At 65.9% G+C, this 16332-nt stretch carries 12 protein-coding genes and 1 tRNA gene; 7 read left to right on the forward strand and 6 right to left on the reverse strand.

Going from position 1 to position 16332, the window contains the following annotated elements; genetic code table 11:
* Positions 1-61 precede the first annotated feature (61 nt).
* Both fdhD and ACTAQI_RS21000 read left to right on the forward strand, forming a co-directional pair.
* Positions 62-940: a formate dehydrogenase accessory sulfurtransferase FdhD gene (fdhD, locus tag ACTAQI_RS20995; RefSeq protein WP_457948469.1), complete on the forward strand. Its 879-nt coding sequence runs from the start codon at positions 62-64 to the stop codon at positions 938-940.
* Between the two features lie 125 nt (positions 941-1065).
* Complete coding sequence (locus ACTAQI_RS21000; protein WP_457948470.1) at positions 1066-4098, forward strand: alpha-mannosidase; 3033 nt, start codon at positions 1066-1068, stop codon at positions 4096-4098.
* Positions 4099-4314: 216 nt separating this feature from the next.
* Here ACTAQI_RS21000 and ACTAQI_RS21005 read toward each other — a convergent pair whose 3' ends face one another.
* Both ACTAQI_RS21005 and ACTAQI_RS21010 read right to left on the reverse strand, forming a co-directional pair.
* Positions 4315-5052 carry a hypothetical protein gene (locus ACTAQI_RS21005; RefSeq protein ID WP_457948471.1) on the reverse strand — a complete coding sequence of 246 codons (738 nt, stop codon included), beginning with the start codon at positions 5050-5052 and terminating at the stop codon, positions 4315-4317.
* Positions 5049-5780 (reverse strand): hypothetical protein, encoded by a 732-nt coding sequence (locus ACTAQI_RS21010; protein WP_457948472.1) that lies wholly within the window; start codon positions 5778-5780, stop codon positions 5049-5051. The genes ACTAQI_RS21005 and ACTAQI_RS21010 overlap by 4 nt, the downstream gene beginning before the upstream one ends.
* A gap of 251 nt (positions 5781-6031) precedes the next feature.
* Between ACTAQI_RS21010 and ACTAQI_RS21015 the strand changes: the two genes are divergently transcribed.
* Positions 6032-7693 carry an ABC-F family ATP-binding cassette domain-containing protein gene (locus ACTAQI_RS21015; protein ID WP_457948473.1) on the forward strand — a complete coding sequence of 554 codons (1662 nt, stop codon included), beginning with the start codon at positions 6032-6034 and terminating at the stop codon, positions 7691-7693.
* A gap of 2 nt (positions 7694-7695) precedes the next feature.
* A complete protein-coding gene (locus tag ACTAQI_RS21020) occupies positions 7696-9609 on the forward strand; it encodes an ABC transporter ATP-binding protein (protein WP_457948475.1) in 1914 nt (637 codons plus the stop codon).
* Between the two features lie 22 nt (positions 9610-9631).
* Here ACTAQI_RS21020 and ACTAQI_RS21025 read toward each other — a convergent pair whose 3' ends face one another.
* The 3 genes from ACTAQI_RS21025 to ACTAQI_RS21035 all read right to left on the reverse strand — a co-directional run bounded on the left by ACTAQI_RS21025 (position 9632) and on the right by ACTAQI_RS21035 (position 10607).
* A complete protein-coding gene (locus ACTAQI_RS21025) occupies positions 9632-10048 on the reverse strand; it encodes an NUDIX hydrolase (RefSeq protein ID WP_457948477.1) in 417 nt (138 codons plus the stop codon).
* A complete protein-coding gene (locus ACTAQI_RS21030) occupies positions 10045-10533 on the reverse strand; it encodes a DUF6314 family protein (RefSeq protein ID WP_457948479.1) in 489 nt (162 codons plus the stop codon). The genes ACTAQI_RS21025 and ACTAQI_RS21030 overlap by 4 nt, the downstream gene beginning before the upstream one ends.
* A gap of 1 nt (position 10534) precedes the next feature.
* Positions 10535-10607: transfer RNA gene (locus ACTAQI_RS21035), tRNA-Arg, on the reverse strand.
* Between the two features lie 85 nt (positions 10608-10692).
* Between ACTAQI_RS21035 and ACTAQI_RS21040 the strand changes: the two genes are divergently transcribed.
* The 3 genes from ACTAQI_RS21040 (at position 10693) to ACTAQI_RS21050 (ending at position 15695) form a co-directional block, all read left to right on the forward strand.
* Complete coding sequence (locus ACTAQI_RS21040) at positions 10693-11481, forward strand: DUF998 domain-containing protein (protein WP_457948480.1); 789 nt, start codon at positions 10693-10695, stop codon at positions 11479-11481.
* A gap of 196 nt (positions 11482-11677) precedes the next feature.
* Complete coding sequence (locus ACTAQI_RS21045; RefSeq protein WP_457948482.1) at positions 11678-13036, forward strand: SWIM zinc finger family protein; 1359 nt, start codon at positions 11678-11680, stop codon at positions 13034-13036.
* Positions 13026-15695, forward strand: coding sequence for a hypothetical protein (locus ACTAQI_RS21050; RefSeq protein WP_457948483.1), 2670 nt, complete (start codon positions 13026-13028; stop codon positions 15693-15695). Before ACTAQI_RS21045 ends, ACTAQI_RS21050 begins: the two co-directional genes overlap by 11 nt.
* Here ACTAQI_RS21050 and ACTAQI_RS21055 read toward each other — a convergent pair.
* Positions 15685-16320 carry a hypothetical protein gene (locus ACTAQI_RS21055; RefSeq protein WP_457948484.1) on the reverse strand — a complete coding sequence of 212 codons (636 nt, stop codon included), beginning with the start codon at positions 16318-16320 and terminating at the stop codon, positions 15685-15687. The two genes, ACTAQI_RS21050 and ACTAQI_RS21055, sit on opposite strands and share 11 nt — an antisense overlap.
* Between the last annotated feature and the right edge of the window lie 12 nt (positions 16321-16332).

A 16332-nucleotide genomic window follows, 5' to 3' on the forward strand; every position in this document is an offset into this window, starting at 1 on the left:
TTTGGGCCAGGGCAGGCCCCTGTTGGTGCCATGATGGAGTAATGAACAGGCAGGGTGGAACATGGGACGGGTAACCCAGCGCCGCAAGGTGCACAAGTATCTCCTGGACGGTTCTCCGGGCGCCCTGGAGTACCCGGTCCGCCACCGCGAAGACGTCCTCGCCGTCGAGGAGCCGCTGGAAATCCGGCTGGGCAGGCTTTCCTACTCGGTCACCATGCGGACGCCCGGCGACGACTTTGACCTGGTGGCCGGATTCCTGGTGTCCGAGGGCGTTATTTGGGACCAGGGCCAGCTCGTGTCGCTGCGGTTCTGCGCGGGCGAGGACGAGAACGGGGTCCAGACGTTCAACGTGGTGGAGGCCCAGCTGCGGCCTGACGTTCCACTTCCCGACACCGGCCGCAGGGTCTACACGTCCAGCTCCTGCGGCATCTGCGGGACGGACTCCATCGAAGCCGTCCAGAAGTCCTCCCACCACAGCCCGCAGGGGGACCCGCTGACGGTGGATGCCAAGGTCCTGGCCTCCCTGCCGGGCCTGCTGCGGGAGTCCCAGCGCGTCTTTGACGATACCGGCGGAGTGCATGCGGCGGGTCTGTTCAGGATTGAGGACGACGGCGAGCCGCGCCTCCTGTGCCTGCGCGAGGACGTGGGGCGGCACAACGCCGTGGACAAGGTAGTGGGATGGGCGCTGCGCGAAGGCCTCCTGCCGCTGGCAGGGACCGTCCTCCAGGTGTCGGGCAGGGCGTCCTTTGAACTGGTGCAAAAAGCCTCGCTTGCCGGAATTCCCGTCCTGGCTGCCGTCAGTGCCCCTTCCAGCCTTGCCGTGGAACTGGCGGAGGCGAACGGGCTGACCGTGGCGGGATTCAGCCGGGGCAGCAGTTTCAATATCTATGCCGGCGATTCCCGGATACTGCGGCCCGAACCTGCCATGCCAGGAACATAGGGCCGCCGATGGCTGGAACAGGCGGCGCATTGGTTAAAAAGGGGTTGGTTGCAATGCTGCCAGCGGGTAGATTTGTCCATCGAATGGACGCGATGATCCAGTCTCCCGCTTAAAGAGGATTTATATTGCATGACGACCGCAGGATCACGGAAGTCCGCCTGACGAGGTTTGTGCGTGAGCGCATTGCCCCTGCTGTTTACAGCAGGACGGTCCCGCTTACCCTGAGCAGTTGGGAAGTGCCCGACGAACCGGTCTCCGCGCTCGAGGCGATGCGGCAGGAGTTCCAGCCGCAGGAGCCTGGAGCCCCTTGGGGACGGCCGTGGGGCACCACATGGTTGCGGCTCCAGGGGGAGGTGCCCGAATCCTGGGGCGGCGGCCCGGACACCACGGTAGAGGTGGTAGTGGACCTGGGGTTCACCACTGAAGCCCCAGGGTTCCAGTGCGAGGGCATCGCCTGGCGGTCGGATGGCAGCATCATTAAGGCAATTTCGCCCCGCAACCAGTACATCCCGCTCAAGCTGCTGGGAAGCGGCATGGCAGTGGACTTCTACGTGGAAGCGGCCGCGAATCCGGACATGGCGCAGGGCTGGACCTTTGCCCCCACCCCCCTGGGTGACAAGGCGACCGCCGGCGGAGCTCCTCAGTACCGGCTGGGGAATATTGCCATCGCTGAACTGAACCAGTGCGTATGGGAACTCCAGCAGGACATCTGGACCCTGGCAGGCCTTATGGAACAGCTCCCGCTGGAACTCCCGCGCCGCCATGAGATCCTCCGGGCCCTCGAACACATGATGGATGTGATGGACCCCGACGACGTTGCAGGGACTGCGGCGGCAGGGCGGCAGGCGCTCGCCGGCGTCCTGGCCAGGCCCGCCTATGCATCCGCACACCAGCTGGTTGCCACGGGGCATGCGCACATCGACTCCGCCTGGCTCTGGCCGGTCCGGGAAACCATCCGCAAATGTGCCAGGACGTTCTCCAACGTGGTGGCCCTGATGGATGAAGACCCTGGCTTTGTCTTCTCCTGTTCTTCCGCGCAGCAGCTGGCATGGATCAAGGAGCTCTACCCGGACCTGTTCGGCAGGATCCGGGAAAAGGTGCGCGCGGGGCAGTTCGTCCCCGTCGGCGGCATGTGGGTGGAATCGGACACCAACATGCCCGGCGGCGAGGCCATGGCCCGGCAGTTCGTGGAGGGTAAGGGCTTCTTCCTGGAGGAATTCGGCATCGAGTGCAGGGAGGCGTGGCTCCCGGACTCGTTCGGCTACAGCGCGGCCCTGCCCCAGATCGTCAAGTCTGCGGGCAGCCGCTGGTTCCTCACGCAGAAGATTTCCTGGAACCAGACCAACAGGATGCCCCACCACACCTTCAACTGGGAGGGAATAGACGGCACCCGGCTGTTCACCCACTTCCCGCCCGTGGACACCTACAACTCGGATCTCAGCGCCAGGGACCTGGCCCATGCCGAGCGCAACTACCGCGACCACGGCCGCGGGACTGTGTCGCTGGTTCCGTTCGGTTACGGCGACGGCGGCGGCGGTCCCACCCGCGAAATGCTTGCCGCTGCTGCACGCACGGCGGACCTGGAAGGGTCGCCCAGGGTCCGGATTGGATCCGCGGAGAGCTTCTTCCGGCAGGCCGAGGAAGAGTACTCGCCCCTGCAGGTCTGGGTGGGCGAGATGTACCTGGAGCTGCACCGCGGCACGTATACCAGCCAGGCGCGCACCAAGAAAGGCAACCGGCGCAGCGAGCATCTGCTGCGTGAAGCGGAGCTGTGGTGCGCCACGGCTGCTGTCCGCGCCGGTGGTGCCTACGCCTACCCCGGGGCCGAGCTCAAGCGCCTTTGGCAGCTGGTGCTGCTGCAGCAGTTCCATGACATCCTCCCCGGCAGCGCCATTGCCTGGGTGCATCAGGACGCCGAGCGGAACTACCAGGCCATCGAAACCGCGCTTGAAGCACTCATCAGCGATGCGGCCGGGGCCATGCTGGGCTCCGGCGACAGGCAGTTCCTGCTCAACGCCGCACCTCATGCCAGGGACGGGGTCCCGGCGCTGGCTGCGGGTGAACCGGAGGCCCGTCCGGAACCGGCGCGGGCTACGGAGCACGACGGTGGTTACATCCTGGACAACGGGATCATCCGCGCCGTGATCGACGCCGACGGTCTGCTGGCCTCGCTGCTGGACTACGCCACCGGCCGTGAAGCGATCGCACCCGGCCAGCGCGGCAACCTGCTGGAGCTCCACCGGGACACCCCCAATGAGTGGGACGCCTGGGACATCGACGAGTTCTACCGGCGCAATGTCACGCCGCTGGTCCACGCAGAATCGGTCCGGCTTGCCACTGACGGGGCGAGCGCCGTCGTCGTCGTGGATCGGCTGGCTGGCACCTCGCCGCTCACGCAGCGCATCACCCTTGCACCCGGGAGCCCGTCACTGGAAATCAGCACCTCCGTGGACTGGCAGGAGCGCGAGAAGCTGCTCAAGCTGGGCTTCGCCCTGGATGTGAGGGCCGACCGGTCGGCGGCGGAAACGCAGTTCGGCCACGTCTTTCGTCCCACCCACACCAACACCTCATGGGAGGCCGCGAAGTTCGAAATCTGCGCCCACCGGTGGATCCATGTGGGTGAACCCGGCTACGGCGTGGCCGTGTCCAATTCATCCACCTACGGTCACGACGTGGGCAGGAGCATCAGGGAATCCGACGGCGGAACCACCACCACCGTGCGCCTGTCCCTGCTGCGGGCGCCTAAGTTCCCCGACCCGGACGCAGACCGGGGGCGCCACGAGTTGACGGTGGCCATCCGCCCTGGCGCTGATATTGCCGATGCCGTCCAGGAAGGGTACCGGACCAACCTGGCGCCCCGGCTGGTCAGCGGCGCCGGCCCAGTGGAGGCGCTCTTCTCGGTCAGCAACCCGGCCCTGGTCATCGAAGCGGTGAAACTGGCGCAGGACGGTTCCGGGGACGTGGTGGTCCGGCTGTATGAGTCGCTGGGGCAGCGTTCCTCAGGGAACATAACGGCGAACTTCCTAGTGCAGGACGTTGTGCCCACGGACCTTCTGGAGCGTGCCACCGAGGCCCCCGGAGTTGAGCCTAGTGGCACCGGTGCCGTGCTCACGCTCCGGCCGTTCCAGCTGGTGACGTTGAGGTTTGCCCGGAAGTAGGTGTTCGGCGGGCTGCAGCCGGCAAAAGGCGCCTTAAACAGGCTGAGTGGGGGCGGTCCCCAACGATCCGCCACCACTCATCCCCCCAATGTGTGCAAAGGCCCCCGGGGCGGCTGGCGCTTTGGAATTTATCCCCGTTCGAAAACGCTTGCCGGCCCCGCCTTCACACATTCATGATTGTGTCACACTCTAATGATTTTGTGAAAGCGGGAAAGGTTACGTTTCGGTAGATGTCTTTCGAGTGCGTGTGGTGCGCCTATTGACCACCCGGGCCGCCCAGATCAGGGCCAGTCCAATGACGTAGCAGAGCACCGCCGTGTAATTAACGATGAACTCCAAGGTGTCCATGGATGGCGGCACCACCGGAAAGAGCAGAGTGAGGGCAACGGCGACTCCGCCCAGGGCAAGCAAAGCGGAACCTGCCCGCACCAGGACCGGTAGCCGGTCCTGCACCGCACGAACCATTGCTGGCACCAAGGCCAGCCCCACATACGCCGGGTAGGCCCTGCCCGCCGCACCGTAAAACTCCACAAGCGCGAAGTTCCGGGCATCCTTGTCGGATATAGCCTTGAGCCCTGCGGAGGAACCGGCGGTATCCATCATGAAGAAGAGAGCCACCATGACGATCGAAATGACCGCGAGGACTCCAACGCCCACCCGGCCGGTGATCAGCCGGTAAGCGTCTTTGGCGTCGAAGCCCCTGGAGACCCGGACGCCCAGGAAAAAGATGGCCGCGAAGATCACGAACCGCAGCAGCAGGTTGGCGATATTGGTGCCGCCCAAGGCTCGGTCAATGACGAGGTAGGGTTCCTGGATACTCAGCAGGATGGCCAGGGTCATCATGGTGAAGATGCCAAACAGGGAGCGGTTCTCGCCGCGGAGGGTGCTGGGGATGCGGGCCACCGCAATGACTGCGCAAATGGCCAGCGTGGTCCATTGGAGGGTCTCGATCATCCCAGGTTCTCCCAAATCTTTTCTGTCTGCGCCTTGTCCTGCTCCTGCCGGCGCAATACTTTGCCCAGTGCCTGGAGCCTGTCCCCTGCAAGCGTGGTGAGTTCTCCGTCGGAGAGGCTGTCCAGCGCCGCTCGCCGTGCCCCGGAAGGCCATCCGGCCTCCTCCTCCGTGATAAGTCCGGTGGCCACCAGGCCGCTGGCCGCGCCCACCCCGGCAGCCAACGCCGTGGCCATGGCAAGCTCGGGGGACAGCCGGTTGGCGGTCAGCTGGGCGGAATAGTTCTGCGGGGCCACCCCGGTGGACGTCGAAACGCGGTGCCGGAGCTCGCCGTCGTCGATCGCGTCAACCCAGTTCTTCACGGACGTGGCGTGCGGGGCAGGGCTGAGGGCGGGAGCGGCTGCTCCGCGGGCGGCGTCCATAGCCGGACGGGCCAGGAGGGCCCGGAGGAGGTCTGCGTTGGAAACCTGGCTTACCAGCTCGTCCCTGGTGGGTGGGCGGGGCGGACCCGCCAGGGCGCTGTAGGCGTCGAATCCGGCCAGCGCTGCGACGGGGTTGATCCCGTAGGCGCGGCTGATGCTGACCACCGTGCTCACCGAGACCTTGCCCCGGACCAGCTGCTGTGCCAGCGTGGTGCGCTTGATTCCGGAGACCCTGCAGACGTCTGCGGTGCTGGCATCTGGTGCGATGCTTTGCAGCCAGCGCTGGAACGCCTTGGCGGAAAGGGTCATGAAGTGCTCTCTGCAGAACGGGTGGTGATCACGATTTTACCGTGCCTGCCCGCGCGCGTTTTGTGCCGCGGATTTTGCCCGTGACCCATATTCGTCTATAGTTGTTGGTCGAGCCCGCTGGTCCGTACACCCCCCAAGTCCGGACCAGCGGGTTCTTCTATGTCCTGCAGCCCCAGCGGCGCCGCGGCCCGGTTTTCGCCGCCTCTGCCGGCCGTCAACGGCTGTCCGGGCAGCGGCGAAAGGACGAATCGATGCCTGCAACCCTTGTTGCCAAGGACGTCTCCGGCGGCCATGGGCACCGCATGCTTTTTTCCGGGCTCTCGCTGACAGTGGCCCCCGGCGATGTGGTGGGCGTCGTGGGCGCAAACGGCGCCGGAAAATCCACGCTGTTGCGTCTCCTTGCCGGTGTTGACCAGCCGCAGCAGGGCGCCGTCAGCCTTGCCCCGGCCGATGCGTTCGTTGGCTGGCTGCCGCAGGAGCATGAACGCGTTCCGGGTGAAACAGTGGCAGGCTACATTGCCCGCCGGACCGGCTGCGCGGAGGCGACCCTTGAAATGGAATCCACCGCGGAGGGTTTGGGATCGGGTGCTCCCGGGGCAGATGATGCCTACGCCCGTGCCTTTGACCGCTGGATGGCCTCCGGTGCCGCCGATCTGGATGACCGCATCCCTGCCGTGCTTGCAGAGTTGGGGCTGGACGCCGGCCCTGAAGCGCTGATGACAGGGCTTTCCGGCGGCCAGGCGGCCCGGGTGGCGCTGGCTGCCCTGCTGCTGAGCCGCTTCGACGTGGTGCTGCTGGACGAGCCCACCAACGACCTTGACCTCGCGGGCCTTGCCACCCTTGAAAACTTCGTGACGGGGTTGCGCGGCGGCGTGGTGCTGGTCAGCCACGACCGCGAGTTCCTGGCCCGCTGCGTGACCCGCGTGGTGGAGCTGGACCTGGCCCAGAACAGCGTGGCCGTTTACGACGGCGGCTACGACGCCTTCCTCGAGGAACGCGCGGTGGTTCGGCGGCACGCACGCGAGAAGTACGAGGAGTTCGCCGCCACCAAGGCAGACCTGGTGTCCCGGGCCCGGACCCAGCGGGAGTGGAGCTCCCAAGGTGTCCGGAACGCCATGAAGAAGAACCCGGACAACGACAAAATCCGGCGCGCCGCCAGCACTGAGTCCTCCGAGAAGCAGGCGCAGAAAGTCCGGCAGATGGAATCACGCATCGCCAGGCTGGACGTGGTGGAGGAGCCCCGGAAGGAATGGCAGCTCCAGTTCAGCATTGGCCAGGCGCCGCGCTCCAGCGCTGTCGTGGCCACCTTGCGCAACGCGGTGGCACGCCAGGGCAGCTTCACGCTGGGGCCGGTCAACCTGCAGCTCAATGGTGGCGAGCGCATCGGGATCACCGGGCCGAACGGCGCCGGGAAGTCCACCCTGCTGCGCCTGCTACTGGGAACGCAGGCACCGGACGACGGCGACGCCTCCATGGGTGCCAACGTTGCCGTGGGCGAAATTGACCAGGCCCGCGGGCTGCTGGACGGCGCCTTGCCGCTGGGCGACGCCGTCGAAGCCGTGCTGGCCGACTGGAACAGCGCCGACGTCCGCACCCTCCTGGCCAAGTTTGGCCTCAAGGCGGACCACACGTCGCGGACCGTGGATTCGTTGTCCCCGGGGGAGCGGACGCGGGCAGCCCTGGCGCTGCTCCAGGCGCGCGGCGTGAACCTGCTGGTGCTGGACGAACCCACCAACCACCTCGACCTGCCGGCCATTGAGCAGCTGGAAGAGGCCCTTGAAAGCTATGACGGGGCCCTGCTGCTGGTCACCCACGACCGTCGGCTGCTCGAAAATGTCCGACTCGACTACCGGTGGCGCCTGGAAAACGGAACGGTCCAGGAGCTCCACCACACTGCAAGCCAGGAGAAATAACCATGAGCATGGACCGCGTGGCGTGGAGCTCGCTCTACAACATCAGCACCGCCAAGAGCGGCTCCAAGCCGTTCTCCAAGGAAACCCTGAAGCGGGTCCTGGCCTTCGCCGCTCCGCACAAGGGCAAGCTCATCGCCTTTGTGCTCTCTTCCATCGCGGCGGCCTTCCTGGCCGTCGCCACCCCGGTGCTTGCCGGCCAGGTGGTTGACGCCATCATCGCCAAGACGGATGCCGGTACCGTGATCTGGCTGGCCGTGCTGATCGCCATCGTGGCGGTGGGCGAGGCGGGGGTGGGGCTGTTGACCCGCTGGCTGTCCTCGACCATCGGCGAAGGCGTCATCGTTGACTTGCGCACCCGGGTGTTCGACCACGTGCAGCGCATGCCCATTGCCTTCTTCACCCGCACCCGGACGGGAGCCTTGGTCAGCCGACTCAACAACGACGTCATTGGAGCGCAGTCCGCCTTCGCCGGCACGCTCTCCGGCGTGGTGAGCAACTCCGTGGCGCTGGCCCTGACCCTAATCGTGATGCTCAACAAGTCCTGGCTGGTCACCGTGCTCGCCATGGTCCTTCTGCCGATCTTCCTGATCCCTGCCCGGCGCATGGGCTCCAAACTGGCGGACCTGCGCCGCGAAGCTGCCGCGCACAACGCCGCCATGGGCACCCAGATGACGGAGCGGTTCTCCGCGCCCGGCGCCACGCTGGTGAAGCTGTTCGGCCGCCCGGATGAGGAATCCCGCGAGTTCGCTGCCCGCGCGGGCCGCGTCCGCGACATCGGCGTCCGCATGGCGATGCTGCAGTTCACGTTTGTCACGGCACTGACCCTGGTCTCCGCGCTCGCCCTGGCGCTGGTGTATGGCCTGGGCGGCTGGCTCGCCCTGGGCGGCCAGCTCGCGCCCGGTGATGTGGTGGTCCTGGCGCTGCTCCTGACCCGGCTCTACGCCCCGCTCACGGCGCTGTCCAACGCCCGCGTGGAAGTCATGAGCGCGCTGGTCAGCTTTGAACGGGTGTTTGAAATCCTGGATTTGAAGCCGCTCATCCAGCAGAAGCCGGATGCTGTGCCCGTTCCTGCCGGGCCCGTGTCCGTGGAGTTCGATAACGTCCGCTTCGCCTATCCCTCCGCGGACAAGGTCTCTTTGGCCTCGTTGGAGGAGGTCTCCACCCTGGGCACGCGGGGCGGCGAGGAAGTGCTGCACGGCGTCAGCTTCCGGGTTGAGCCAGGCCAGACGGTGGCGCTGGTGGGTTCCTCCGGGGCCGGCAAGTCCACCATTGCCCAGCTGCTGTCGAGGCTTTACGACGTCGACTCGGGCGCCGTGCGTCTTGGGGGCACCGCGCCGGGGACGGGGCTGGACGTCCGGGATGCCACCTTCGATTCGCTGCGGGACACTCTGGGCATGGTCACCCAGGACGGCCACCTGTTCCACGAGACCATCGCCTCCAACCTCCGGCTGGCCCGGCCCGACGCCACGGACGAAGACATGTGGGACGTCCTGCGCCAGGCGCGCCTGGAGACGATGATCAGGTCCCTGCCGGACGGCCTGGAGACGGTGGTGGGGGAGCGCGGCTACCGGCTTTCCGGCGGTGAACGCCAACGGCTCACCATTGCCCGGCTCCTCATTGCCCAGCCGCGGGTTGTCATCCTCGATGAGGCCACTGCCGCGCTCGACTCCACGAACGAAGCCGCCGTGCAGGCAGCCCTGGGCGCCGCACTCGAGGGGCGTACCGCCGTCGTAATTGCGCACCGGCTCTCCACCGTCCGCGCGGCGGACGCCATCCTGGTGGTGGAGGGCGGCCAGATCGTGGAACGCGGAACCCACACCGAACTGCTGGCGGCGGACGGCCGCTACGCCGAGCTGTACCGGACGCAGTTTGCGGAAGCCACCGCTGTGGCGCACGAGGCCGTTCCCGAGTTCTAAGGGCTGGAAGCCCGGCCGCTGCCTAGAGGGCCCGCGAGGCCAGCAGGGGCAGGATGTGGTCCGTCAGCAGCGGCGCGAGGTCCTGGGGGAGGGCTGCGTCCGCCGGCCTGCTGATGTCCAGCCACCGGATCTCGGCGATTTCAGCCGCGGGAGTGGCCTGCCACGTGCCCGGGGCGATGAAGACGGTTGCTTCGATATCGGTGGCGGCCTCGTTCGCGGCGTCGGCGATCCACACCCCCATCAGTTCAAGCTCCTGGGGGCGGACCACGATCCCGACCTCCTCGGCGAGTTCCCTCGCAGCTGCCTGCACAGCGGTTTCTCCCGGCTCCGGCTTGCCGCCGGGGTGCATGAACATGCCGGTCCCGCGCTTCCGCACGGTCAGGAGGCGCCCGGCGTCGTCAAACACGCAGACGGCGGAGACCACGATCCGGTCCTTCATGCGGTGATCCTTGCCAGGCGCGAGACCAGCAGCAGATCCTTGCGGGGACCGGTGACGTCCCAGCTGTAACTGAACGCGTCCGGGCCTTGGCGGGTGTAGGACACCCGGTAGGTGTCGGGGTCGCACCAGTGGGTGTCCAGGCTGGCGTCCGGGGTGAAGCTCATCAGGTGGAACGGCCTGCCGTCGGGAAAGAACACGTCCAGCGCATCGGGCCGCGCCGCGGGTTTCAGCACGTACTCCCGCGAGGCGGGGCCGGTGAAAGCAGGCCAGCGCATGGTGCCTTCCTCGCGAAGGGCCAGGCCGCCGTCGTCCATTGGAGTGAAAATCACGACGCCGGAAAAGGTTCCGCGGGTGCCGTCCGACCTGTCCAGCAGGTCCCGCTCCACCCGCCAGCGGCCCGGCTGCCCTGCGCGGCTGGTGGCGCTGGCTGGCTGGCTGCCCAGGAGGTAGGCGCGGAGGCTTGGCTCCGGGGAAGGAGAGTTCAAGTGCCCTCGATTGGAATCGAACCAACGACACCGGCTTTAGGAGAGCCGTGCTCTATCCACTGAGCTACGAGGGCGGGTGTCCGGTGGAGGTCGGCGGGGCCGGTCCGTTCGGACACGGTTACAAGCATACAAGGTGCCGGGCCGTACTACGCTCAAGGCATGAGTCCAGCCCCAACTGCCGCTCCCGCCACTGCCTTCACACCGGACATAGCGTCAACCCGGCAATACATCGGGGCCTGGGCAGTGCTGAGCGTGCTGCAGTATTTCGCCGCTGAGGCAGCCGTGGCCATGGCGTGGACCGGACCGCGCTCCTACGACCTGCGGACCGGGTATATCAGTGACCTTGGTGCGCTCCACTGCGGAATCTATGGCGGCCGGGATGTCTGCTCGCCGTTGAACTGGCTGATGAATGCGTCGTTCGTGATCCAGGGCCTTGGGCTGCTGGTGGGGGCGGTGCTGCTGACCTCGGGACTGCTGCGCGTGGCCGCCCGTCCAGGTACCCGCGTGGATTGGGCCCGCAGGGAGCCCTGGCTCGCGGCCTCCGCGGTCCGGCTGCTCACCGGAGCCGCAGGGGCCGGAACTGTGGTGGTGGGGCTGGTCCCGGAGGATGCGGGCTCGCCCTGGCACTACGCCGGCGCCATCACCTACTTCATAGCTGGCGGGGCGGCCCTCCTGGTGCTGGGAGTCCTCTGGCTCCGGAAGACCGGGATGTCATGGTTCCTCCTGGTGTGCGGCGGCGTCTCACTGGCGGCAGTGGCGACCGGCGGGCTTACCCGCATGAACGTACCTGAGCCCGGCACGCTGGAACGGCTGATGGGATATCCCGTGACTGTGGGCATGGCCGCCGCGGGGCTTGTCATTGCGCAGCGGGTGCACCGGCACCGGAAGCAGCGGGCAGCTGCCCGCGCTGCGGCGCTGGCCGTCAACAACGGAGTATCCGGTACATAGGATCCACAGATCGCCCCGCACGGCTTGGCAGTTCTTGACCATAAATTGAGCCCTTCTTTGTGTGGGCCGGCCGGGTACCGGCTTAGGCTAACGCCATGTCGATGCCGTCTGCGGCCTCGCCGGTGGGGGACCGGTCCCAGCACCGTCGTTTGGCTGTCTCCCCTCCTTCAGCACCTGCGCGCCCTGGGACGCTTCCATGAGCACCTACCTGGCGGAATCAACGCTTCGGGAGGCCGACGGCGGGAGCCGGCTTCTGCTCGAATCTGCACTGGGAGCCACCCCGAACGGTTTGGTGCAGAATCCGAGTTTCTTCCGCGGATTTGCTGCCCGTCCGGACGTAGTGGCGAACGCCCTCCTTGCCGTGGCAGACGTCGCGGCGTCGAGATACTTCGATGCGGCGTTCCGTCTCAGCGACGTCCTGGACCCCGTAATGACAGCCAGCGGAGACCGGCTGCGGTGCGAGTCGTTCTCTGCCTGCAATGGTGTCTATGCGCGGCTCGACCTCCTGGCGGCAAGCTTTGACGGCGGCGATATTGGCTTCGGAACAACCAATGTGGACATCAACAGTGCCCTGCGGTCTGCACTGGCGAATGTCCACCGGAACGAGCTGCTGCACTTGGCTGTCGGCCGTGATGGGCTGTTGGTTTCCACTCCGGCAGAGAGCCACCTGGAACGGCAAGTCGAACTCCCGGACCGGTGGGTGAGGGGTTTCGCCGAGACCCCCGGCATCGCTGCGGGAATGTCCCACCTGGCCACTATGGGCGGACCCGCCATTGCCCAGTTCCTGTCGTCCCTTCCGGCAGCGCGGCCTGGCCGCACACTTGTATTGCTGCCATCTGCACGAGGGTTCCGTGAAGTGACAACCGCAAGGCCGCACTCAGTAACCTTGGCCGGGACCGGACGGCTGGCTGCGGCACGACGTGTCGCCCGGTTTGCCACCTGCGTGGACATCTTCAAGCATGGCAGCGGTTCCAGTGCCTGGGTGTTCCAATTGCCTGGAGCCAACTTCACGCTGCTGCTTTCTCCTGCCGCGGCGCGGGGTTTTTCCGGGGAAGGCGGGATCCTTGAGTCGCTTGCGGCGCCCGGGGCGGAGGCTGACGGGGAGACTGTGCTGAAGTTCCTGTCATGGCAGTCAGTCGTTTCCGCCGGTGAGCTCCAGGTGAAGACAGGGTTGGCTGCGCCCCGGATTAACCATGGACTTGCCTATTTGGGCGCCTCCGGCAAAGTCGGATTCGATCTGCTTGAGGGGGAGTACTTCCACCGGGAACTGCCGCTGGACCGGCAACGCACGGTGAAGGACTACCCAAGGCTTGCGGCTGCCCGCAGCATCCTTGCCGGCGGAGGCGTGGTACGCAGGGACAACTGGTGGGAAGTCCGCAGTACTGCAGGAACCTACGCGTACCGGATCACCGGGTCTGACGGGTCCTACCGGTGTACGTGCCCCTGGTGGATGGACAACCGGGGGTCCAGGGGACCCTGCAAGCACGTGCTGGCCGTCCAGCTGCGCCTGCTGGACGCCGGCGGAGACCAGGCAGGTGATCTCCATGGCGATTGAGGAGCGCGCCGATCCGGCAGCGGTGCAGGTGATTCGTCGTCTAGTCACAGGGGATGACCGCAAAGCGGTGCCGGAGTTCATCAGGAAACTTTCTCCGTCCGACCTGAAGGATGCCAGCGCCTGGTTTGCAAAAGGCGGCCGCCACCTGCTGCGGGATGACACGGACTACCGCTCTGTGGGCAACATGACCATGGAGAACCTTTACGCCAACCTCAGCATCAGGGACGTGGTCACGGTTATGGCCAGTTCTCCGCGAAATGCTGCGCGGCTCCTGCCCTGGCGAAGTCTGGCTTCGAGCAAGAGCCAAGCTGTCCTGCTGCTGGTCGATGCCATGGTGGCGAAGGGCGAAGCATGGTGCCGGGAATTTGTGGCAGCAGCGATCGTCCGGAATGCAAAAGCGGAACGGGAAACGGCCGCTGCCGTCATCCGCCACTGCCTGCCGCTAATTCTCCATTTCAAAATTCCCACCACGGATTTGGAGGCATATCCCCGCCTGTGGGCTTTCTACTATGGCTGCCTCCGGCAGGTCCACGAGGTTTGGGACGAGGATGCTGCCCGGACGTACGAATATCCCAGCTGGGGAGGGCTCCAATTCCGTATCGGTCCGGCAGGATGCTGCGAGGTTCTGCCACGTACCCAGACACAGCTCTTGGAGCTTTTCGACCTCGATGACACTGCACCCGACGCCTTGATTCGCTGTTTCGACACTGCCGACGCGCTCGCCCCTTTGAAGGATTCCGGGGTTGGCGCCGCCCTTTGTGGCTATGTGCAAAGGGGAACGCTGACCCGCGCCGACGTACTTTGCCGCGTTGAAACGGCGCTGTCACGCTGCGACGGAACCCCCAACCAACGCCTGCTGGCCGAAGTCCTGACCGCCTTGAAACCGACGCAGGAAGAAACAGGCAGGATCATCCCCCTCCTGCTCTCGGTGGTGGCAACGGCGCCCGGATTCATGTCTTTCCTGGCGTTGGAACTCCTCTTGGGGGCCCCGCTGAGCGGAAGTGACCTGCAGGAACTCAGCAGCGCAGTGTTTGCAAGAAGCGAGAAAAAGCCGCAGGTACTTTTGGTCCGGCATCTAAAGGCACTCCAGCCAGCCGAAGGTTGCGACGGCGTTCTGCGGATGTGCTGGGAGGCCGCTGCCGGATCCGCTGACCTCAAAATCCGGTCAATGGCGGAAAAGGTGCTGGGTGTTCCCGCCATTGTCATCCGGGAAGACCCACGTTCAGTGCAGTCGCTGTGGGCTCCGGATACCGTGGAGCAGCCGTTCATTCCACCGTACGTGGCGCCCGAGGTGAACCTTGAATTCCCGCTTCCCTGGTGGGACCGGCAATCACGGCACACGGTGGTTGAGGAGCAGTACCTGGACCGGTTCCTTCGTTCGGCCTTTCATGCTCCCCGGGAAGTACGCGAGTGGTACGGTCGCCGTCATCCGCTGACCGACCCGCAATTCGTGGGCCCTGCCCCGCGGCTGCCGGATCAACTCGCATACCCGGACCCGGAAACTGTTGTGAAGCTGTGGGCGTCAAATGGGTGGGACGTGGCCGCTCATCATTTTCTTACCGCCAAAGTGCGGGGTGCGCGCTCCGGGCCTTTCGACCCGTTTGACTGGTTCTCCCGTCTCGACGCTCTCTCCGCAATCCGCGTCTTCCGCCATAGCGAACTGGCCCTCCAGGCCGGCAGCGTCCCGTATTCCCTCGCTACGCCCAGCTACTCCGATTTCCGCGTCGACCTGGGCAGACTGGTGTCGGTGCTCAATCTCTATGCGCGCGAAGGTTGGCAGTACGGAGAAGCGGACTTCTTCCAGGCACTCCTGCGTCTGGGGCCAACGGACGGGGAACTGGCATCGAGCCTTCCCGACATCCCAGTGGGCCCCCTCGGCGGCTCCGAGAACCCGGAACGGCAGGCCGGAAGAATACTCCGGGATTGGGTCGCAGGAGGCGGCTTTACGCCTCCGGCCGTGAACAAAGCACTGGTCCTGCCAGTTCCGCTGGACCGGTTCCCGTCCCTTCCCCAGGAGCTGCTGTCACCAGACCTATGGGGCGGTGGCAAGGAGTGGCCACGGGGCAGTTGGCTGGAGGTCGCCACCATTGTGCCCTTCTGGCCGGACCTGGGCGCCGTCTGGCACCGCGAACGGGCAGTCTACGAAGGGCTGGTATGCCGGCGTAATGGGGAACTGGCAGGCGCAACCGCTGGTGGAATCGGTCTCTTGACCCACGAGTGGCTGATTACGCAACTCGCTGCCAGCGAGCCGACGGATGCCGTTGGCACTGCACTGGAGCTGGCAAAGAGGGGACTGCTGCTCGCAGACCAGCTGGCCCACGGGGCCCGAAACCAGTTGACTGCCGGCGGTCTCGCCATGGGGCGGCTTACCCGCAATCTGGCGTTGGTGGCGTACGAAGGGCATCTGGAGAGGGTCTGGCCGGCGCTGACTGCCTTGGCGGTGGCTGCCGCGGCACGGCCACGGCTGCCTACTGGTACCGACGAGCTGTTGGCCACCTGCACCGAGTTGTGGGCAGCAATTCCGCACGGGCAGAGGATACCGGCAAATGTGCCGGCGGAATTTGTCACTGCCGTGCTGAAGGTGGCGGGAGCTAAAGGCGGAACGAAAAGCGCGCTGGAGGCGAAACGGCTTTCCGTTCACATCGGAACTATGCGCTAGCTGCTCTGCCCGCCGTCCGGTGCCGAAGGAACACAGCCGCCGCCCCGGCGAGGAGGCTTAGGACCAGCAGCACCCAGCCAGCCACGGTGAGGCCGGACGCCAAAGCCACCTGGCCGGCGTCGGGACCCGCCGTGCCCATCATTGCGTCAATGGCCACGTTCCCCCACAGCCGGACCACCACGAACAGCATCGGCAGTGCCCACAAGGCCCAGCGCAGCGCCTTCCGTGCCACGTTGGTGCCGATAAGCAGCAGCCATGTGAAGCCGAAGATCAGCGGGAAGAGCGTTCCGGCGGTCTTGTGGACATAGTTCAGCTGTCCCAGGGCATCGCTGTTCATGACCCCCTGCAGGCGTCCGATGTAGCCGGCATCGAATCCGCCCACCAGCGAATCAGGCATTGCCATTTCCTGGGAGAGTTGCGTGAGCTGGGTAAGGGTCAGCAGGTGCAGGTACCAGAACAGGAACAGGCTGGCCACCACGCCGGCGATCACAATCAGGTTGCTGTTGCCTTGCGCCTTCTCCGGTGTGCGCGCCGTGGTGGGGTTGACCACCGGTGGCAGGTGATGCTGCGGCACAGCCGCGTTGGCGCCATGCTTCTTGATCCGCTGGGCGGGGGTTTTGGCCATGGCACCATTATC

The organism is Pseudarthrobacter sp. alpha12b (genome assembly GCF_054130495.1).